A 20,959-nucleotide genomic window follows, 5' to 3' on the forward strand; every position below is an offset into this window, starting at 1 on the left:
ATCTCATGGCTAAGGCTAAGTTTGAACGTAATAAGCCACACGTTAACGTGGGCACAATTGGTCACGTCGACCATGGTAAAACAACTTTAACAGCTGCGATTGCAACTGTTTGTGCTAAACAATTCGGTGGCGAAGCGAAAGACTACGCTGCAATTGACTCTGCACCTGAAGAAAAAGCACGTGGTATTACAATTAATACTTCACACGTTGAGTATGACTCAGTTATTCGTCACTACGCACACGTAGACTGCCCAGGTCACGCCGATTATGTTAAAAACATGATTACTGGTGCTGCTCAGATGGATGGTGCGATCCTTGTATGTGCTGCGACTGATGGTCCAATGCCACAAACTCGTGAACACATCCTTCTTTCTCGTCAGGTAGGTGTACCTTACATCGTTGTATTCTTAAACAAATGCGACCTTGTTGATGACGAAGAGCTTCTTGAATTAGTAGAAATGGAAGTTCGTGAGCTTCTTTCTACTTATGATTTCCCAGGTGATGATACTCCAGTTATCCGTGGTTCTGCTCTTCTTGCACTTAACGGTGACCAAGGTCAGTACGGCGAGCCAGCTGTAGTTGCTCTTGTTGAAGCGCTTGACTCTTACATTCCAGAGCCAGAGCGTGCTATCGATAAAGCATTCCTTATGCCAATCGAAGACGTATTCTCTATCTCAGGTCGTGGTACAGTAGTAACTGGCCGTGTTGAGTCTGGTATCGTTAAAGTAGGCGAATCAGTTGAAATCGTTGGTATCCGTGATACACAAGTAACTACAGTTACTGGTGTTGAAATGTTCCGTAAATTGCTTGACGAAGGTCGTGCTGGCGAGAACTGTGGTGTACTTCTACGTGGTACTAAGCGTGAAGACGTTCAACGTGGTCAAGTATTGACTAAACCAGGTGCGATCAAACCGCATACTAAATTCGATGCTGAAGTATACGTACTTTCTAAAGAAGAAGGTGGTCGTCATACTCCATTCCTTAACGGTTACCGTCCACAGTTCTACTTCCGTACAACTGACGTAACTGGCGCTATCGCTCTTCAAGATGGCGTTGAAATGGTTATGCCTGGTGACAACGTAGAAATGTCAGTAGAATTAATCCACCCAATCGCAATGGACCCAGGTCTACGTTTTGCGATCCGTGAAGGTGGTCGTACAGTTGGTGCTGGTGTTGTTGCTAAAGTAACTGCATAATAGCTATCATATTAAAACCGAGAATTTCGATTCTCGGTTTTGTCATAGGTCAGTAGTTCAATTGGTAGAGCGTCGGTCTCCAAAACCGAATGTTGGGGGTTCGAGTCCCTCCTGGCCTGCCAGATATTTTTTAAAAAAAGCTTGATGCTGGCTAAACTGGTCATATAATAAGTCGCGAATCCTACGACGAGTACAAAAATGTCGAATGATAAATCGCGTGACGCATTAAGCGAAGCGCCAATACCTCAAAGAAACAATTCCGCTGAAGTCGTTCAATCTGGTTCGCCAATTGACGTGGTTTTATGGATTATTGCATTAGTATTATTTACTGCTGCACTCATGGTAAATCAACAGCTTCCAGCATATTGGGCACCAGCGAATAATGTCTGGGTGCGCGTTGGGGTAATTTTGGCTTGTATCGTTGGGGCTTTAGGTTTATTATACGCCACCCATCAAGGCAAAGGCTTTGTTCGTTTGTTAAAAGACTCGCGTATCGAATTACGTCGTGTTATTTGGCCAACAAAGCAAGAAACAGTGACCGCCTCTTGGCAAGTTTTACTTGTTGTAGTTATAACAGCCGTAGGTTTATGGTGTTTTGATTACATTATAGGCTGGTTGATGAAGTTAATTATCGGGTAAATAAGCTATGAAACGTTGGTACATTATTCATGCCTATTCAGGCTATGAAAAACAAGTGATGCGTTCGCTTAATGATCGAATCCAGCGTAGCGCTGTTGCCGATAGCTTTGGTGAAGTCCTTGTCCCTACTGAAGAAGTAGTGGAAATGAAGGATGGTAAGAAACGTAAGTCAGAGCGTAAATTCTTTCCAGGCTATGTATTGGTCGAAATGGAAATGAATGACGATACTTGGCACATTGTTAAAGAATGTCCAAAAGTACTCGGTTTTATTGGTGGTACTGCTGAAAAGCCTGCTCCAATTACGCAAAAAGAAGCTGATGCGATTCTTGCGCGTGTACGCAATACTGGTGAAGCACCACGTCCTAAGACGATGTTTGAGCCAGGCGAAGAATTATTGGTTACAGACGGTCCTTTCACAGACTTTAAAGGTGTTGTGGAAGAAGTTCTGTACGAAAAGTCACGTTTAACGTTGACGATTAATGTATTCAATCGCCCAACGCAAGTTGAATTGGAATTTCGCCAAGTCGAAAAATCAATCTAATTTGCATTGGATCGAGAACGCCCGATTTGTTATGAGTCGGGCATTGTTGTTGTAACGGTATCGTTACTTAATATGTTGGGGAGCCTTCATCGGCGTTTGCACCCAGAGGTAATTTGAAATGGCTAAGAAGATTGACGGCTATATCAAGCTGCAAGTTCCAGCTGGTAAAGCGAATCCATCTCCACCGATTGGTCCTGCACTAGGTCAACGTGGTGTGAACATCATGGCATTCTGTAAAGAATTCAATGCTGCTACACAAAAAGTTGAAGCTGGTCTTCCAATTCCAGTAGTGATAACTGTGTACAACGACAAGTCGTTCACATTCATCATGAAAACTCCTCCTGCTGCTATTCTTCTTAAGAAAGCTGCTGGTATCCAAAAGGGTTCGGCTGTACCTAACAAAACTAAAGTTGGTAAGTTGACTCGCGCTCAATTGGAAGAAATTGCGACTACTAAAGAACCAGATCTTACTGGTGCTGATTTAGACGCACGTGTACGTACCATTGCTGGTTCTGCGCGTTCTATGGGCTTGGAAGTGGAGCTTTAAGACATGGCTAAATTAACTAAACGTCAAAAAGCGATTGTTGCTGCTGTAGAAGCGCACAAAGTTTACACGCTAGAAGAAGCTGTTGCAGTTTTAGAGGGCCTTCCAGCTCCTAAATTCAAAGAATCTTTGGATATCGCTGTAAACCTTGGTGTTGATCCACGTAAATCTGATCAGGTTGTTCGTGGCGCGACTACACTTCCTGCAGGTACTGGTAAAACTGTACGTGTAGCTGTATTTGCTCAAGGTGCTGCTGCTGAAGCTGCTAAAGCTGAAGGCGCAGATGTTGTTGGTTTTGATGATCTTGCTGAGAGCATCCAAGCTGGTAACCTTGACTTCGATGTAGTCATTGCTGCTCCAGATGCAATGCGCGTTGTTGGTAAATTAGGTACAATTCTTGGTCCACGTGGCTTAATGCCAAACCCGAAAGTGGGTACTGTAACTCCTGACGTTGCTACTGCAGTTAAAAATGCAAAAGCTGGTCAAGCACGTTACCGCGTAGACAAAGCTGGTATTATTCATGCTGCGATCGGTCAAGTAGGTTTCTCTGCTGAAGCTGTTCGTTCAAACGTTGAAGCGTTGGTTGCTGATTTGAAAAAATTAAAACCTGCTACTTCTAAAGGCGTATACATCCAAAAGATCACTTTGAGCTCAACTATGGGTCCTGGTCTTACTGTTGATGTAGCTAACGTTTCTAAATAAGTCTCGACTTATTACAGAATTTTAAAGCCCTGAGTAAGTTTTAAAGCACTGCTTTAAAACTTACGCAAGAAGCGCTCCGGCTTTTTTTGCAAACTTAGGCAAACTTTGAATTGATAAATTTAGTTTATCAGCGTCAAAGACCTCGGGCGAGGGGAGTTCTTCGGAGCTCACTTCTTAAAAATCCAGTCCGAGTAGACGCGGTGGTGTGATTTTGTTCATCCTCCGCGTGTAAATCTAGCAATAGATTTACGAATTGGGAGTGTGCTTCGCGTAAGCACATAAATCACCGTTAGGAGGTTTTACAATGGCTCTTCTTATCGAAGGCAAAAAACAGATCGTAGCTGAAGTAACTGAAGTTGCTTCTACTGCATTTGCTGCTGTTGTTGCTGACTACCAAGGTTTAACTGTTGAGCAATTAACTGCTCTACGTGTTGAAGCTCGTAAACTAGGTGTTGCTACACGTGTTGTACGTAATACTTTAGCTAAACGCGCTCTTCAAGATACTCAATTCAATATCTTGAACGACAACCTTGTTGGCCCAACAATCTTAGCTTTCTCGACTTCTGAAGACGACATGGGTGCTGCTGCACGTTTGTTCGAAGAATTCGCTAAAACTAATAAAGCATTTGAACTTAAAGCTGCTGCATTTGATGGCAAACTTTATCAAGGCGACGAAGTTAGCGTTATCGCAAACCTTCCGAACCAAGAGAAAGCGCTTACTATGCTTGCATCTGTTCTTCAGGCTCCTATTTCGAAATTGGGTCGCTTACTTACAGCGCTTCAAGAGAAAAACGAGTCAGAAGCTGCATAGGCTCAACACTAATTTCACACCATTCAATACCCATTTGGAGTTACTCTCATGGCTTTAACAAACGAAGAAATCCTAAACGCAGTTGCTGAAAAAACTGTTCTTGAACTTGTTGAACTTATTTCTGCTTTCGAAGAAAAATTCAACGTATCTGCTGCTGCTGTAGCTGTAGCTGCAGGTCCTGCTGCTGCTGCTGCTGAAGAGCAATCAGAATTCAACGTTGAGTTGACTTCTTTCGGCGCGAACAAAGTTGCTGTAATTAAAGCAGTTCGTGAAGTTACTGGTCTTGGCTTGAAAGAAGCTAAAGACATGGTTGAAGGCGCTCCTGCTATTCTTAAAGAAGGTGTTTCTAAAGAAGAAGCTGAAGAACTTAAGAAAAAACTTGAAGAAACTGGTGCTACAATTACTGTTAAGTAATTTCGCCAGGGGTCAGATTTTAAATTGACCCCAAAAATTGGCTGATGGCTCTTGGGTCATCAGCCTTTTTGCGTTACAATAATCGGCTCGATTTTTGTTAACTTGATGTAAAATTCATCAATTATTAACATAATTAAATAAAATCAAATGCTTACCAATATTTTTCCATGTTTAAAAATATTGTTAAGCGTTTTAATACCACTGAAAATTGCAGCATTTGAACAAGGTGGTGGTCATATCGACCTGCGTAATTCCTTCTAGACCCGTTCTGCAGGCGGGTTTAGTTTACTTTCCGAGGACTCCAGATGGCATACTCATATACCGAAAAGAAACGGATCCGTAAGAATTTTGGTAAATTGCCGAGTGTGATGGATGCTCCGTACTTGCTTTCGATTCAGGTCGACTCGTATAGAACATTCCTTCAAGATGGCAAAACACCAAAAAACCGCGAAGATATCGGTCTCCAAGCCGCATTTCGTTCAGTTTTTCCAATCGAAAGTTATTCTGGGAATGCTGCTTTAGAATTCGTTGAGTATAGCCTTGGTAAACCAGAGTTTGATGTTCGCGAATGTATTCTTCGTGGCTCGACTTATGCGGCACCAATGCGCGTAAAAATTCGTTTGATCATTAAAGATCGCGAAACGAAATCTATCAAAGACGTACGCGAACAAGAAGTGTATATGGGTGAAATGCCACTCATGACACAGAACGGTACCTTCGTTATTAACGGTACTGAGCGTGTAATCGTATCTCAATTACACCGTTCACCTGGTGTGTTCTTCGATCATGATAAAGGCAAAACCCATTCAAGCGGTAAAGTGCTTTATTCAGCTCGTATCATTCCTTACCGTGGTTCATGGTTGGACTTTGAATTCGATGCAAAAGATCTAGTCTATGTTCGTATTGACCGTCGTCGTAAATTACTTGCGACTGTAGTTCTACGCGCATTGAATTATACAAATGAACAAATTCTAGACATGTTCTATGAGAAAGTTCCTGTATATCTAGATATGGGTAGTTACCAAATTGACCTTGTACCAGAACGTCTGCGTGGCGAAATGGCTCAATTCGACATTCTTGATGCTGACGGCAAAGCGATTGTTGAACAAGGTAAACGTATTAATGCGCGTCATGTACGTCAAATGGAAGCTGCTGGCTTAACTAAGCTCCCAGTTCCTGATGAGTATTTATACGAGCGTATTATTGCTGAAGATGTAACGTTACATAATGGTGACGTGATTGCAGCAAATACAGTATTAAGCCATGAAATCATGGTGAAGTTAGCTGAAGGCGGCGTTAAGAAATTCAACGTACTTTATACTAACGATATCGATCATGGTTCATTCGTTGCGGATTCATTACGTGCTGATACGACTTCTGGTCGTGAAGAAGCGCTTGTAGAAATCTACAAAGTAATGCGTCCAGGCGAGCCACCAACGAAAGAAGCTGCTGAAAACTTATTCAACAACTTATTCTTCTCTTCTGAACGTTATGACTTGTCTCCAGTTGGTCGTATGAAGTTCAACCGTCGTTTGGGTCGTCCATACGAAGTGGGTACAGATCAGAAGTCACGTGAAGTTGAAGGTATTCTTTCAAACGAAGACATCATTGATGTATTGAAGACTTTAGTTGAAATCCGTAATGGTAAAGGCGAAGTCGACGATATCGATCACTTGGGTAACCGTCGTGTTCGTTCAGTTGGTGAAATGACTGAAAACCAATTCCGTGTTGGTTTAGTTCGCGTAGAGCGTGCTGTTAAAGAACGTTTAAGCCAAGCTGAAACAGATAACTTGTCTCCACAAGATTTGATCAATGCGAAACCAGTTGCAGCAGCAATCAAAGAATTCTTTGGTTCAAGCCAATTGTCACAGTTCATGGATCAAAACAACCCATTGTCTGAAATCACGCACAAACGTCGTGTATCAGCACTTGGGCCCGGTGGTTTAACACGTGAACGTGCAGGCTTTGAAGTACGTGACGTACATCAAACTCACTATGGTCGTGTTTGTCCAATTGAGACACCTGAGGGACCAAACATTGGTTTGATCAACTCATTGTCTGTTTATGCGAAAGCAAACAACTTCGGTTTCTTAGAAACACCGTACCGTAAAGTTGTTGACGGTCGTGTAACGATGGACATCGAATATTTATCAGCAATTGAAGAAGTAGGTACTGTGATTGCACAGGCCGATTCTGGTGTAGATGCTGATGGTAATTTGACAGAAGAAGTTGTATCTGTACGTCATCAAGGTGACTTCGTACGTATGCCTCCTGAAAAAGTAACGCATATGGATGTATCTGCTCAGCAGGTTGTATCTGTAGCTGCGTCACTGATTCCGTTCCTTGAACACGATGATGCCAACCGTGCATTGATGGGTTCAAACATGCAACGTCAGGCTGTTCCTACGTTAATCGCTGACAAGCCACTCGTAGGTACGGGTATGGAAGCGAACGTAGCACATGACTCTGGTGTATGTGTGATCGCGGGTCGTGGTGGTCGTATTGAATACGTCGATGCTTCTCGTGTTGTTATTCGTGTAAACGAAGATGAAATGATTGCGGGTGAAGCAGGTGTAGATATCTACAACCTGATCAAATACACACGTTCGAACCAAAATACATGTATCAACCAAAAAGTTCTTGTGAATATTGGTGATAAAGTAGGTCGTGGTGATGTATTGGCTGATGGTCCATCTACAGATGGCGGTGAGCTAGCACTTGGTCAGAACATGCGTGTAGCGTTCATGACTTGGAACGGTTACAACTATGAAGACTCGATCTTATTATCTGAGCGTGTTCTTCAAGAAGATCGTTTAACTTCGATTCATATTCAAGAATTGTCATGTGTAGCGCGTGATACTAAGTTGGGCGCAGAAGAAATTACTGCGGATATTCCTAACGTAGGTGAAGCTGCACTTTCTAAGTTGGATGAATCAGGTATCGTATATATCGGTGCTGAAGTTGCTGCGGGTGACATCCTTGTAGGTAAAGTAACACCTAAAGGCGAAACGCAATTAACACCAGAAGAAAAATTGCTTCGTGCAATCTTTGGTGAAAAAGCGGCTGACGTAAAAGATTCATCTTTACGTGTATCTTCATCTGTGAAAGGTACGGTAATTGATGTTCAAGTCTTCACGCGTGATGGTATTGAGAAAGATGAACGTGCTCAAGCAATTGAGAAAGCTCAACTTGATGCTTACCGTAAAGATTTGAAAGAAGAATACAAAATCTTCGAAGAAGCTGCTCGTGAACGTATTGTCCGTTTATTAAATGGTCAAGAATCTAACGGTGGTGGTACCACTAAGCGCGGTGACAAGCTAAATGATGCATTGTTGTCAGGTTTAGAGCTTGTTGATTTGTTGGAAATCCAACCCGTTGATGAAGCGATTGCTGAGCGTTTAAGTCAAATCCAAGTGTTCTTGAAAGAGAAGAGCCTTGAAATTGATGAGAAATTTGCTGAGAAAAAACGCAAACTTTCTACAGGTGATGAACTTACAACTGGCGTATTGAAAGTTGTTAAAGTTTACTTGGCTGTTAAACGTCGCATCCAACCGGGTGATAAGATGGCGGGTCGTCATGGTAACAAAGGTGTTGTATCAAACATCTTACCAGTAGAAGACATGCCACATGACGCGAATGGTGTTCCAGTTGATATCGTGTTGAACCCACTGGGTGTACCGTCACGTATGAACGTGGGGCAGATTCTCGAAACTCACTTAGGTATGGCTGCAAAAGGTCTTGGCGATAAAATCGACAAGATGATGCAAGAGCAACGTACAGTACTTGAACTTCGTGAATTCTTAGACAAGATTTATAACAAAGTTGGTGGCGAGCAAGAAGATCTTGATAGCTTAACTGATGATGAAATCTTGAAACTTTCTGGCAACTTACGTGCTGGTGTTCCTTTAGCGACACCTGTATTTGATGGTGCTGAAGAGTCACAAATTAAAGATCTACTAGAACTTGGTGGCATCTCACGTACTGGTCAAACAGTATTGTATGATGGTCGTACAGGTGAGCGTTTTGACCGTCCTGTAACTGTAGGTTACATGTATATGTTGAAACTAAACCACTTGGTTGATGACAAGATGCATGCTCGTTCTACTGGTTCTTACTCTCTAGTAACGCAACAGCCGTTGGGTGGTAAAGCTCAATTCGGTGGTCAGCGTTTCGGTGAGATGGAGGTCTGGGCACTTGAAGCATATGGTGCAGCTTATACGCTCCAAGAAATGCTTACTGTGAAGTCGGATGACGTTGAAGGTCGTACACGTATCTACAAAAACATCGTAGATGGTAACCATTATATGGATCCAGGTATGCCTGAATCGTTCAACGTATTGACCAAAGAGATCCGTTCTTTAGGTATCAACATTGAACTGAAAAATGGTGACTAAGTAACCATTAAGTCTCCCTAAATCCCTCTGTTAACAGAGGGACTTCCTCCAAAAGAGGATCGGGGAGATTTCTCAGTTAAAAACAATATTTGTGACCCAGTTGTGAAGTGAAAATCTCCACAACACACGGAGAAAAAAATTGAAAGACTTGCTCGATATCATGCGCAAAAAGACGGACTCAGACGGTCATGCTCCTGTAGAGTTTGATCGCATCCGTATTGGTCTTGCGTCACCAGAAATGATTAAGTCATGGTCTCATGGTGAAGTGAAGAAGCCAGAGACAATTAACTATCGTACGTTCAAACCTGAACGTGATGGTTTATTCTGTGCCAAAATTTTTGGTCCAGTAAAAGATTACGAATGCTTGTGTGGTAAATACAAGCGTATGAAATACAAAGGCGTCATTTGTGAAAAATGTGGCGTTGAAGTAACAACTGCGAAAGTTCGTCGTGAGCGTATGGGTCACATCGAACTCGCTTCTCCAGTTGCACATATCTGGTTCTTGAAATCATTACCATCTCGTATCGGTCTATTATTAGACATGACATTACGTGATATCGAACGCGTATTGTATTTCGAATCTTATGTTGTCACTGACCCAGGTATGACTCCATTTGAGAAATACCAACTTCTTAATGATGAAGAATACTTCAATGCGTTAGAAGAGCACGGTGATGAATTCACAGCGAAAATGGGTGCGGAAGCAGTTCAAGATTTATTGAAAGATATCGATCTTGAAAACGAAATTTCTCGTTTACGTGAAGAAATTCCGAATACAACTTCAGAAACGAAGCTTAAAAAAGCATCTAAGCGTTTGAAGTTGATGGAAGCGTTCAAAGAGTCGAATAACAAACCTGAATGGATGGTGTTAACTGTACTTCCAGTACTTCCACCTGATCTTCGTCCGTTAGTTCCGCTTGAAGGTGGTCGTTTCGCGACTTCTGACTTGAACGATCTTTATCGTCGTGTGATTAACCGTAACAACCGTTTAAAACGTCTTCTTGATCTTGCTGCACCAGACATTATCGTACGTAACGAAAAACGTATGTTACAAGAGTCTGTAGATGCATTGCTTGATAACGGTCGTCGTGGTCGCGCAATTACAGGTTCTAACAAACGTCCTCTTAAATCTTTGGCAGACATGATCAAAGGTAAACAAGGTCGTTTCCGTCAAAACTTGTTGGGTAAACGTGTCGATTATTCAGGTCGTTCGGTAATTACCGTAGGTCCTACATTACGTTTACACCAATGTGGTCTTCCGAAGAAAATGGCACTTGAACTATTCAAGCCATTCATTTTCGCTAAACTACAAGCATCTGGCCAAGCAACAACCATTAAAGCTGCGAAGAAAATGGTTGAGCGCGAGACTCCAGAAGTTTGGGACGTACTTGCATCTGTCATTCGTCAACATCCAGTGATGTTGAACCGTGCGCCAACACTTCACCGTTTGGGTCTTCAAGCATTTGAACCGACCTTGATCGAAGGTAAAGCGATCCGTCTTCATCCGTTAGTATGTGCGGCATTTAACGCCGATTTTGACGGTGACCAAATGGCGGTACACGTTCCATTAACACTTGAAGCTCAATTAGAAGCTCGTGCGTTAATGATGTCGACAAACAACATCTTGTCTCCAGCGAACGGTGAGCCAATCATCGTACCGTCTCAGGACGTTGTCTTAGGCTTGTATTACATCTCTCGTGATGCAATCAATGCCAAAGGAGAAGGCATGGTGTTCGCGGATACTCACGAAGTAAACCGTGCACTTGCGACAGGTCAAGTTGATTTACACGCTCGCGTAAAAGCTCGTGTACACCAAACTGTGATTGACGATAACGGCAATAAAGAGCAACAAACAATTATTGTGGATACAACTCCAGGTCGTTGTTTGTTATGGGAAGTTGTGCCTGAAGGCTTAAGCTTCGACATGATCAACCTTGAGATGACGAAAAAGAACATCTCTAAGTTAATCAACTCTTGCTACCGTAAACTCGGTCTTAAAGATACTGTTATCTTCGCTGACCAATTGATGTACTTAGGTTTCCGTCAAGCGACTCGTTCAGGCGTATCGGTTGGTATGGAAGACATGGTGATTCCACCTGCTAAATACTCAATTATCGAAAAAGCTGAAGTTGAAGTACGTGAAATTGAACAACAGTTCGAACAAGGTTTCGTAACTGCTGGTGAGCGTTATAACAAAGTTGTCGATATTTGGGCGCGTACGAACGACCAAGTAGCGAAAGCGATGATGGATAACTTGTCTTTCACAACTGTTAAAAACAAACATGGTGAAGATGAGAAGCAAAAATCATTCAACTCGATCTATATGATGTCTGACTCAGGTGCCCGTGGTTCGGCAGCTCAGATTCGTCAGTTAGCGGGTATGCGTGGTTTGATGGCTAAGCCAGATGGCTCGATCATTGAAACACCAATTAAAGCAAACTTCCGTGAAGGTTTGACAGTACTTCAGTACTTTATTTCAACACACGGTGCGCGTAAAGGTTTGGCCGATACAGCATTGAAAACTGCGAACTCGGGTTACTTGACTCGTCGTCTTGTAGATGTAGCGCAAGATTTGGTGATTACTGAACCAGATTGCGGTACTTTAGATGGTCTTGTAATGACTCCATTCATTCAAGGTGGCGATGTAATCGAAAACCTTGGTGCTCGAGTATTGGGTCGTGTACTTGCTGAAGATGCGAAGAAACCAGGTTCTGATGAAGTAGTTCTTCCACGTAACACTTTAATTGACGAAAAACTTGCTAACTTCCTAGAAGATAGCGGTGTCGATGAAGTGAAAGTACGTTCAGTTGTAAACTGTGCGTCTACTTTCGGTGTATGTGCGAAATGTTACGGTCGTGACCTTGCTCGCGGTCACTTGGTAAATCCAGGTGAATCAGTGGGTGTAATGGCTGCTCAATCAATTGGTGAGCCGGGTACACAGTTAACAATGCGTACGTTCCACGTGGGTGGTGCTGCGAGCCGAACTTCTGCTGCAAACAGCGTACAAGTTCGTAACGGTGGTGCAGTACGTTTCCATAACGTGAAAACTGTACAACACGCGAAAGGTCACTTGGTTTCTGTTTCTCGTTCTGGTGAAATTGGTATTACTGATGACATCGGCCGTGAGCGTGAACGCTATAAACTTCCTTATGGTGCGTCTATCTTACTTAAAGATGGTGAATCAATCGAAGCTGGCGGCATCGTAGCGACTTGGGATCCGCATACACATCCATTGGTAACAGAAGTTGCTGGTAAAGTGCGTTTCAGCCAAATCGCTGATGGCGTGACTGCAACATCTAAAACTGATGATGCAACAGGTATGACGACTGTTGAGATCCTTCCTGTAACGGCTCGTCCTGCTTCAGGTAAAGATTTACGTCCAGCGGTTGTGTTAGACACAACTGATGGTGGTGAACAGTTCTACTTCTTACCACAAAATACAATCGTAACTGTCCGTGATGGCGAAACGATTGGTGTGGGTGATGTTATTGGTCGTGTTCCACAAGAAACTTCACGTACTCGTGATATTACCGGTGGTCTTCCACGCGTAGCGGATTTATTTGAAGCACGTAAACCGAAAGAGCATGCAATTCTTGCTGAAATTTCAGGTGTAGTGAGCTTCGGTAAAGAGACTAAAGGTAAAAACCGTCTTGTAATCACGCCTACAGATGGCTCTGAAATTTATGAAGAGCTTATTCCTAAGTGGCGTACGATTAACGTGTTCGAAGGCGAGCATGTGAACCGTGGTGAGACGATTTCTGATGGTCCACAGAACCCGCACGATATTTTACGTTTGAAAGGTGAAGTTGCACTTACAAACTATATCGTGAATGAAGTTCAAGACGTATATCGTCTGCAAGGTGTAAAAATCAACGACAAGCATATTGAAGTGATCGTACGTCAGATGCTCCGTAAAGTTGATATCACTGATGGTGGTGATACAAGTTTCATCAAAGGTGAACAAGTTGATTACATCCGTGTTGTTGGCGAAAACCAAGCTGTACTTGCTCAGAACAAGTTCCCAGCGAAGTTTGAACGTCAATTAATGGGTATCACGAAAGCATCGCTTTCTACTGACTCGTTCATCTCTGCTGCATCGTTCCAGGAAACAACTCGTGTGTTAACTGAAGCGGCTGTAACAGGTAAAGAAGATGAATTGCGTGGCTTGAAAGAGAACGTAGTAGTAGGTCGTCTGATCCCTGCGGGTACAGGTTTGGCTTACCATCTTGAGCGTCGTCGTCAAGAAGCAGAAGCTGCAGAATACGAATTGGTAAATGACTTCTCAGAAGTTGACCAAGCATTCTCTCAAGCATTAAACGAAGATCAATTCTAAGTTTAGTGTTTGAATAAAAAAGCCACCTTCGGGTGGCTTTTTTTATGGAAGTAATTATCACGAAATAAATATCAAAGGGAAATGGTATAGATAAAGCTTTATTTATCTGGGATTATTTTCTATATTAAAAATTAAGCGTTTATAACAAACACTTTTTACTTATAAATTTTAAGAATTATATGGGGTTATATCAATGAATCGTTCAACTCAAGTTTTGTCTCTTGGTCTATTAACATTAGTATCAACTTTTGCAACAGCGAAACCGATGCCTAACTCAATTATTGTGGATGACAAAGCTGTCGTACCTGTTGTTAAAACACAGATCATCCGTAGAGTAGAAGGGCAAGAGCCTGTTCGCACAGTAACAGCGACGATTTTTGAAGTAACGAATCAAGGTAAAGATATTGTTGCGCGTGATATTGAGTTACAAGATAAAGAAGGAACATTCTCAGAAAAACAAATGTCTAATCCTGTGATTAAGCAGGGAGGCATAATTGTGCCAACATCTAAAATTGAATTGACTACAAAAATTACTCAAGATGGTGAGGTTGTTGGGGAAACTAAAACCGTAGATGCTGCTGGTGTTGAAGTTAAAAAAGATGGTGAAGTCATTCGTCGAGAGCTACAACTGGAGCAAATTACTAATCCTCAAGCTCAAGAAAAAGTGACACATGCGGTAGCTAAAGAGGGTGGAGTCACAACTCGAGATATCGTAATTTTTGACGAAACGAAATAATTATATATTTTCATTTCTCCTTAATAAAAAGCATTAAAAAAACCTTCTTAAAGAAGGTTTTTTTAATGCTTTTTAATTTTATGGGTGCTTGAAATAACGTTTTGGGCTATCGCTATTTGATGAAATATGTAAGAAAAATTTAATATTTGTATTATTAAGTTTAAAAATATTAAATGTCTTGTAATTGATACAAAGATGACATATTTATAGATCTGTGTCTCAAAAATGAGAAAAATGTGGGAGGCACATAAAAAATACAAATTTACTTAGTAAAGGTCCAATTATGAAAATAGAAAATCCAAGAAAAGGATTGCTATACGCACTCTATTCATTACTTAACCCGATCCCATTTGGTTTTTTTGTGGGCGCATTGATTTTTGATATTCTTTATAAAAACACAGCAGAAATGCTTTGGGCACAGGCGGCCAGCAGTTTGGTTGTATTGGGTTTAATTATCGCGATTATTCCCAGATTGATTAACCTATTTTATGTATGGTTCAGACCGATTAAGAGTCGTAGAACTATAGAAATCACGGGATTCTTTCTTTACGGATTTGGTATCGTTAGTGCGATCTTTAATGCATTTGTACATAGTCGTGATGCGTATGCGATGGTTCCTGCTAATGTAACGCTATCCGTGATTACCGTGATTCTTATTAGTCTGCATTATTTATTGCAGTCTAAAAATTCAAATAATTTAGAAGATTGATCGGAGAAAAAAATGAAAATACTCTTTAAATCAACTTTATGTGTTTTATTAAGTACAGCCTTATTTGGATGTAGTCGTGAGGCTGTCGTTGATCCAAAATTACAATATGGTGCTGATCCAGAATTACCTGAAGCGAAGAATTATTTAGTACCACCAATGAAAGTACCCAAAGGGGTCGGTTGGCAAAATGATCAAAAACCAAAAGTTGTTGAAGGTTTAAAAATAGAAAAAATTGCAGATAAGTTAATGCATCCAAGACAACTTTATGCATTACCTAATGGTGATATTTTAGTTGTTGAATCAAATGGCCCAGGAATTGCGCCTGTTTTAACACCTAAACAATTGATTGCGAGTAAAGTTAAAGGATTGTCTGGGAAAGGTGGTAAAGGTGGGAATAGAATTACCTTACTTCGCCCATCTGCAAATGGTGAATGGCAGCAGCATATTTTCTTGGAAAATTTATATTCTCCCTTTGGTGTGCAGTTGATTGGTAACGCTTTATATGTGGCAAATACCAATAATATTACGAGATACAATTATCAGGAGGGTGCAACCTCAATTCATGGTGCAGGTGAAGTTTTTGCAGATCTTCCAGACACCATTAATCACCATTGGACCAAGTCTTTAGTTGCGAGTAATGATGGAACTAAACTTTATGTAGGTGTTGGCTCGAACAGTAATATTGGTGAATATGGTTTGGCAGTTGAATATCGTCGCGCTGCCGTACTTGAAGTGGATGCGGTGACCGGTGCAAGTCGTATTTATGCGAGCGGTTTGCGTAACCCAACAGGTTTACAAATTGAACCTAAAACCAATCAACTCTTTGCAATTGTGAATGAGCGTGATGAGATTGGAGGAAGTTTAGTCCCTGATTATTTGACCTCTGTACAAGAGAAAGGTTTTTATGGATGGCCATATAGCTATTTCGGACAACATGTTGATACGCGTGTACATCAGCAACGTCCTGACCTTGTGAAAAAAGCGATTAAACCTGATTATTCACTGGGATCTCACGTTGCTCCACTTGGACTATGGTTCACTACAGCGAATATTAATCTTGGAAATCAATTTAAAGATGGCGCTTTTGTGAGTAATCACGGAAGCTGGAATAGAAACCCATTAAACGGTTATAACGTTGTGTTTATTCCATTTGTAAATGGAAAACCGACGGGTACGCCTGTACCTCTTGTGACAGGTTTCTACTCAGAAGACCAGGCAAATCTTTATGGTGCACCTGTGGGTTTAACAGAAGATAAGACTGGGGCATTAATTATTGCAGATGATGTTGGGAATACGATTTGGCGTGTATCTCCGCAATAATATTGGATGATCATTCATAAAAAACTGACTTTCTGAAGTCGGTTTTTTTATGCTGTTTGTTATCCCCAAATTCGCTTTAAAGTATTTATCCAATTTTTATTACAGATTTGCTCAATCAATTCAGTGGAATAGTTACGTTGTTGCATTTTTTCAATGATTTTTAATAGTCCTGTAACATCTTTAACCTCATCGCTGAGTAAGCAGCCATCAAAATCTGAACCAAAGCCGACATGCTGTTCTCCCATCTTTTCAATCAGATACTCGATATGATTTAACATGGTGTCGATAGAAGTGTTGGTATTACGTTGTCCATCAGCTCTAAGAAAAGCCACATCAAAATTAAGCCCGACCATGCCATTACTATCACGAATTGCATAAAGCTGTTGATCTGTGAGATTTCGTGCCTGATGACTCAGTGTATGAACATTTGAGTGTGTTGCAATTAAAGGTTGTTGAATAAGTTCTGCAGTATCCCAAAAAGCATCTTCATTCATATGGGACACATCGATCAGCATTTTTTTTTGTTCACAACGGTGAATGAGGGTTTTACCTGCTGAAGTTAAGCCTCGTTGAGGGTTTCGTTGTTGTGGTAAGTGAGGAAATGGTGAGTTTAAGCCATGTCCAAATGCACTTGGACGATTCCACAAAGGACCTATGCTACGGAGCCCATGTTGATAAAAGTGATCGAGTAAATCTGGATGTTGTTGTAAACATTCAGCACCTTCTAAATGTAGAACAACTGAAATTTTTTGTTGATCTAGGCTCTGTTGAATCTCTGAAAAAGAACTACAGAGTTGTAATTGATCATTTGATCGAAGTACTAGGGCTTTGGCAATTCTAAGTTGCTCTAAACAAATTTTTTCGACTTCATCTTCGGAAAAATCATCGAGGTGAGGGGAACTTAATTTTTCAGGATGATGTTGTTTGAGATATGAAAAAGGCGGTAAAAAAATTGCAAATAATCCACCACGGAATCCACTTTGAAGACAACGAGCGAGGTCAAGATGTCCAGTTGCACGCCCTTCAAAAAACTCAGCAATGGGATCAGGATGATGACTTAACCATAAGCGGGTAAGGAGATCATTATGTCCATCAAAGATGGCAAAATTATCAGGTTTATTTAACATCAGTCATTGATCATTTTGCTTGGGATTTTTTGTTTCAAGCTGAATGTTTTAGAGTTTTTGGGATTTCGAAAAACCAATCGATCCATTTTATTTTGCTCTGCACTTTCTATGCGTGCTTGTTCAATTAAATGATGGTAAGTCGATTTTCCACAGACTGGATCAGCATTGCTTGCATCACCAGTCAGCATAAAGGCTTGGCAACGACATCCTCCAAAATCACGGTTTTTATCAGGGCAGGTTTGACAGGTTTCTGGCATCCAAGCATCACCGCGGAAGTGATTAAAACCTGTGGATTGATACCAAATCTCAGCGAGTGGTTGTTCTCGAACATTTGGAAATTGTATTGGCAATTGGCGAGCCGCATGACAAGGTAGAGCCGTACCATCAGGCGTAACTGTAAAGAATATTTTCCCCCAACCGTTCATACATGCTTTTGGGCGTTCTTCATAGTAATCAGGTACTACAAAAATGAGTTTGCAAGGGTGATTCGCTAAACGTAATTTTTCACGGTATTGGTTGGTGATTTGTTCAGCTTTGATCAGTTGTTCTTGGGTTGGGAGTAATCCTTGGAGGTTTAAAAAAGCCCATCCATAAAACTGGCAAATAGCGAGTTCTACAGTATCTGCTTCAAGTTCTATACAAAGTTGGATGATTTGTTCAACTTGATCAATATTATGCCGATGGATCACGAAGTTCAGAACCATTGGATAGTTGTACTGCTTGATAAGCTTACACATTTCATACTTTTGTTCAAAAGCATGTTTAGAACCTGCAAGCGCATTATTGACAACAGGATCGCTGGCTTGGAAACTGACTTGTATATGATCTAAACCCACATTTTTGAGATTTTCTATTCGCTGTTGGGTGAGTCCCATACCTGATGTGATTAAGTTGGTATAAAAACCAAGGCTGTGTGCATGTTTGACCAACTGCTCTAGATCTTGTCGAACGAGTGGTTCGCCACCAGAGAAGCCGAGCTGTACGGCTCCCATTTCACGAGCTTGGTCAAAAACATTACACCATTCTTCAGTACTGAGTTCAGTTTGATGTTGAGAATAATTTAAAGGATTGGAGCAATACGGGCATTGAAGCGGGCATCGGTAGGTTAATTCTGCAAGCAGCCAAAGCGGTAAACCTACGTGACTACTCATTTCAACTCGATCCAAAATTGTTGTTGTGCAACGAACATGTATTCGATGACATCTTGTTCTATCACCTCATGATTGCCAAATTCCTGCTTAATGAGTTCCACAATAGTCTGAACAGTGTTTTGACCATCAATATATTGAGCAATTGCAGCGGCACTTTCATTGAGTGTAATCATACCTTCAGGGTACAAAATGACATGGCTCTTTTGAGCGGATTCAAATTGGAAGCGATATCCTTGACGCCATGTCGGCTTAAGATTTAAGTCAAAGTTTTCGATATTCATTTAAACAGACCTCTATGCCAAACGGGTTCGGAGGTCACGCTATGGTAGGGTGCTTGGTTATGAACATAGGCCAAGCTTAAAGCATCTAAGATTGACCATAAAATATCGAGTTTGAATTGAAGTATTTCCAACATTCGTTGTTGTTGATCAAGTGTCGTAAATGATTCTAAAGTAATCCCTAAACCATGTTCGACATCACGTCGGGCTTGGCTTAGGCGTGAACGAAAGTATTGATAACCTTGATCATGAATCCAAGTGTAATGCTGTGGCCAAGTGTCTAAGCGGGACTGATGAATTTGAGGAGCAAAGAGTTCGGTTAAAGAGCTACTGACTGCTTCACGCCAAGTTGCTCTACGCGCAAAATTCACATAGGCATCAACTGCAAAGCGAACACTGGGTAAAACTAACTCTTCAGAGATGACTTTTTCACGATCTAAGCCAACTGCATCGGCTAGATGTAACCATGCTTCACGACCACCGCCGTCAGGAAATTCACCATCTTGATCAATCATGCGTTGAATCCATTCCTGACGTACACGTTGGTCAGGACAATTCGACATAATTGCAGCATCTTTAAGTGGAATATTAATTTGATAATAATAACGGTTGGCAACCCATGCTTGGATTTGTTGTTGGGTTGCTCGCCCCTCAGACATCATCACATGAAAAGGATGATAAATATGGTAATAACGACCTTTGTCGAAAATAGCTTGTTTGAATTCTTCTAATGTTAAAGCTGTGGCATTGGGATTCATTGAGATCTCTTAAAGTTCGATTTGCATACCATCAAAAGCAACGTCTACGCCATGTTTTTTTAATTTTGCGTATTCAGCTGAATGTTCATTCAGAATAGGATTGGTATTATTGATATGAATCAGGATTTTTTTAGCTTTGGTGAGTTGATCAAGATAACTTAAAGAACCACCTTCACCATCAATATAGAGGTGTCCCATTTCACGACCAGTTTTTACACCTACACCAGTACGTTGCATTTCATCATCTGTCCATAAAGTTCCATCAATCATCACACAATCAGAATTTTGCATGATATTGAGAATAGATTGATCGATATGTCCTAAACCTGGTGCGTAAAACAATTGTTTTTGACTTTGATGATCTTTGACAATCAGAGCAATATTGTCGCCGTCATGTGGATCATGTCGATGTGGAGAATAGGGGGGAGCAGCACTTTTGATAATCAAAGGGATGAATTCTAAATGCTCAAAATTTTTAATTTTAAATGATTGTGTCGGATCAATTTCATGATGTTGTAAACCACCATTCCAATGTTTCAGCATGTTGAATATGGGAAAGCCAGTGGTTAAATCTTGATGAACCATAGAAGTGCACCAAACATCAATAGGGCAACCTTCACGTAGAGTGAGTAGACCCGTTGTATGATCTAGTTGGCTATCCATTAAAATAACAGACTTAATGCCTGTATCACGTAATTGACGTGCAGGTTGAGATGCTTTGAAATCAAAGAGCTGTTGTCTGATGTCTGGTGAGGCGTTACACAATATCCAATCGATTCCATTTTCTGAAATTGCGATTGAAGATTGAGTTCTGGGTTTTGCTTGAATGGATCCATTCCGAATCCCTGCACAATTGCTGCAATTACAATTCCATTGAGGAAATCCACCGCCTGCAGCTGAACCTAAAATATAGATATACATGAGTTTGAGCTTTATTCCATAAAATATAAGCCCTAAATCAATTAGAGCTTATAGTTAGATTGAAAATGAATTAACGAGCTTCAAAGTACATCGTTACTTCAAAACCAATGCGGATATCGGTAAAAGCTGGTTTAGTCCACTGCATGGTTATTCCTCTTTTTATGTTCATAGGGTGTTTTTAATGGTTTATTTATTCATATTGAGATGAGTTATTCTGTTGAGAGTATCTCATTTATAGAATAATAGTGATGCATAGTATTCATATAATAAATCAAAATAATTGTCAAACCATAGTAGTTTTAGAAATGTAATAGAAAATAGTTTAATACTTAAAATTGATTGATTTATAATAATTTTTTAAAAAATTGATAGGCATGTATTTAAA

18 protein-coding genes and 1 tRNA gene are annotated in these 20,959 nt (G+C 40.9%); 13 read left to right on the forward strand and 6 right to left on the reverse strand.

Annotated features, from left to right (window positions below; translation table 11 throughout):
- Window positions 1–5: 5 nt before the first annotated feature.
- The 13 genes from tuf to AC5YDM_RS04495 all read left to right on the forward strand — a co-directional run bounded on the left by tuf (window position 6) and on the right by AC5YDM_RS04495 (window position 16,339).
- The gene (tuf, locus tag AC5YDM_RS04435; protein ID WP_496151238.1) at window positions 6–1,196 is read left to right on the forward strand and encodes an elongation factor Tu; all 1,191 of its coding nucleotides are present in this window, start codon (window positions 6–8) and stop codon (window positions 1,194–1,196) included.
- Between the two features lie 46 nt (window positions 1,197–1,242).
- Window positions 1,243–1,318, forward strand: a tRNA-Trp gene (locus AC5YDM_RS04440).
- Window positions 1,319–1,394: 76 nt separating this feature from the next.
- Window positions 1,395–1,835, forward strand: a complete 441-nt coding sequence (gene secE, locus AC5YDM_RS04445; RefSeq protein ID WP_496150922.1) for a preprotein translocase subunit SecE — start codon at window positions 1,395–1,397, stop codon at window positions 1,833–1,835.
- Between the two features lie 7 nt (window positions 1,836–1,842).
- Window positions 1,843–2,376: a transcription termination/antitermination protein NusG gene (nusG, locus tag AC5YDM_RS04450; protein ID WP_496125726.1), complete on the forward strand. Its 534-nt coding sequence runs from the start codon at window positions 1,843–1,845 to the stop codon at window positions 2,374–2,376.
- A gap of 118 nt (window positions 2,377–2,494) precedes the next feature.
- On the forward strand, window positions 2,495–2,923 hold the full coding sequence (gene rplK / locus AC5YDM_RS04455; protein WP_004868049.1) for a 50S ribosomal protein L11: 429 nt from the start codon (window positions 2,495–2,497) through the stop codon (window positions 2,921–2,923).
- A gap of 3 nt (window positions 2,924–2,926) precedes the next feature.
- Window positions 2,927–3,622 carry a 50S ribosomal protein L1 gene (rplA, locus tag AC5YDM_RS04460; protein WP_496150923.1) on the forward strand — a complete coding sequence of 232 codons (696 nt, stop codon included), beginning with the start codon at window positions 2,927–2,929 and terminating at the stop codon, window positions 3,620–3,622.
- A gap of 304 nt (window positions 3,623–3,926) precedes the next feature.
- Window positions 3,927–4,433 (forward strand): 50S ribosomal protein L10, encoded by a 507-nt coding sequence (rplJ, locus tag AC5YDM_RS04465; protein WP_496150924.1) that lies wholly within the window; start codon window positions 3,927–3,929, stop codon window positions 4,431–4,433.
- Window positions 4,434–4,481: 48 nt separating this feature from the next.
- A complete protein-coding gene (gene rplL / locus AC5YDM_RS04470) occupies window positions 4,482–4,847 on the forward strand; it encodes a 50S ribosomal protein L7/L12 (RefSeq protein ID WP_086214349.1) in 366 nt (121 codons plus the stop codon).
- 305 nt (window positions 4,848–5,152) lie between these two features.
- Window positions 5,153–9,241: a DNA-directed RNA polymerase subunit beta gene (gene rpoB, locus AC5YDM_RS04475; protein ID WP_496150925.1), complete on the forward strand. Its 4,089-nt coding sequence runs from the start codon at window positions 5,153–5,155 to the stop codon at window positions 9,239–9,241.
- 139 nt (window positions 9,242–9,380) lie between these two features.
- Window positions 9,381–13,574 carry a DNA-directed RNA polymerase subunit beta' gene (gene rpoC / locus AC5YDM_RS04480; protein ID WP_496150926.1) on the forward strand — a complete coding sequence of 1,398 codons (4,194 nt, stop codon included), beginning with the start codon at window positions 9,381–9,383 and terminating at the stop codon, window positions 13,572–13,574.
- A 193-nt stretch (window positions 13,575–13,767) separates the two neighbouring features.
- The gene (locus tag AC5YDM_RS04485; protein WP_496150927.1) at window positions 13,768–14,310 is read left to right on the forward strand and encodes a hypothetical protein; all 543 of its coding nucleotides are present in this window, start codon (window positions 13,768–13,770) and stop codon (window positions 14,308–14,310) included.
- Between the two features lie 283 nt (window positions 14,311–14,593).
- Entirely contained in the window at window positions 14,594–15,019 is a 426-nt protein-coding gene (locus AC5YDM_RS04490; protein WP_496150928.1) for a DUF2231 domain-containing protein, read from the forward strand.
- Between the two features lie 12 nt (window positions 15,020–15,031).
- The gene (locus AC5YDM_RS04495) at window positions 15,032–16,339 is read left to right on the forward strand and encodes a PQQ-dependent sugar dehydrogenase (protein WP_496150929.1); all 1,308 of its coding nucleotides are present in this window, start codon (window positions 15,032–15,034) and stop codon (window positions 16,337–16,339) included.
- 59 nt (window positions 16,340–16,398) lie between these two features.
- Here AC5YDM_RS04495 and AC5YDM_RS04500 read toward each other — a convergent pair whose 3' ends face one another.
- The 6 genes from AC5YDM_RS04500 to pqqA all read right to left on the reverse strand — a co-directional run bounded on the left by AC5YDM_RS04500 (window position 16,399) and on the right by pqqA (window position 20,719).
- Complete coding sequence (locus tag AC5YDM_RS04500; protein WP_496150930.1) at window positions 16,399–17,466, reverse strand: dipeptidase; 1,068 nt, start codon at window positions 17,464–17,466, stop codon at window positions 16,399–16,401.
- Complete coding sequence (gene pqqE, locus AC5YDM_RS04505) at window positions 17,466–18,617, reverse strand: pyrroloquinoline quinone biosynthesis protein PqqE (RefSeq protein WP_496150931.1); 1,152 nt, start codon at window positions 18,615–18,617, stop codon at window positions 17,466–17,468. Before pqqE ends, AC5YDM_RS04500 begins: the two co-directional genes overlap by 1 nt.
- Entirely contained in the window at window positions 18,614–18,898 is a 285-nt protein-coding gene (gene pqqD, locus AC5YDM_RS04510) for a pyrroloquinoline quinone biosynthesis peptide chaperone PqqD (protein ID WP_496150932.1), read from the reverse strand. Before pqqD ends, pqqE begins: the two co-directional genes overlap by 4 nt.
- The gene (pqqC, locus tag AC5YDM_RS04515; protein ID WP_496150933.1) at window positions 18,895–19,653 is read right to left on the reverse strand and encodes a pyrroloquinoline-quinone synthase PqqC; all 759 of its coding nucleotides are present in this window, start codon (window positions 19,651–19,653) and stop codon (window positions 18,895–18,897) included. Before pqqC ends, pqqD begins: the two co-directional genes overlap by 4 nt.
- Window positions 19,654–19,662: 9 nt before the next feature.
- Window positions 19,663–20,574 carry a pyrroloquinoline quinone biosynthesis protein PqqB gene (gene pqqB / locus AC5YDM_RS04520; protein ID WP_496150934.1) on the reverse strand — a complete coding sequence of 304 codons (912 nt, stop codon included), beginning with the start codon at window positions 20,572–20,574 and terminating at the stop codon, window positions 19,663–19,665.
- Window positions 20,575–20,644: 70 nt separating this feature from the next.
- Window positions 20,645–20,719 (reverse strand): pyrroloquinoline quinone precursor peptide PqqA, encoded by a 75-nt coding sequence (gene pqqA, locus AC5YDM_RS04525; protein WP_496151239.1) that lies wholly within the window; start codon window positions 20,717–20,719, stop codon window positions 20,645–20,647.
- Window positions 20,720–20,959 lie beyond the last annotated feature (240 nt).

Source organism: Acinetobacter sp. CY81, assembly GCF_059515925.1.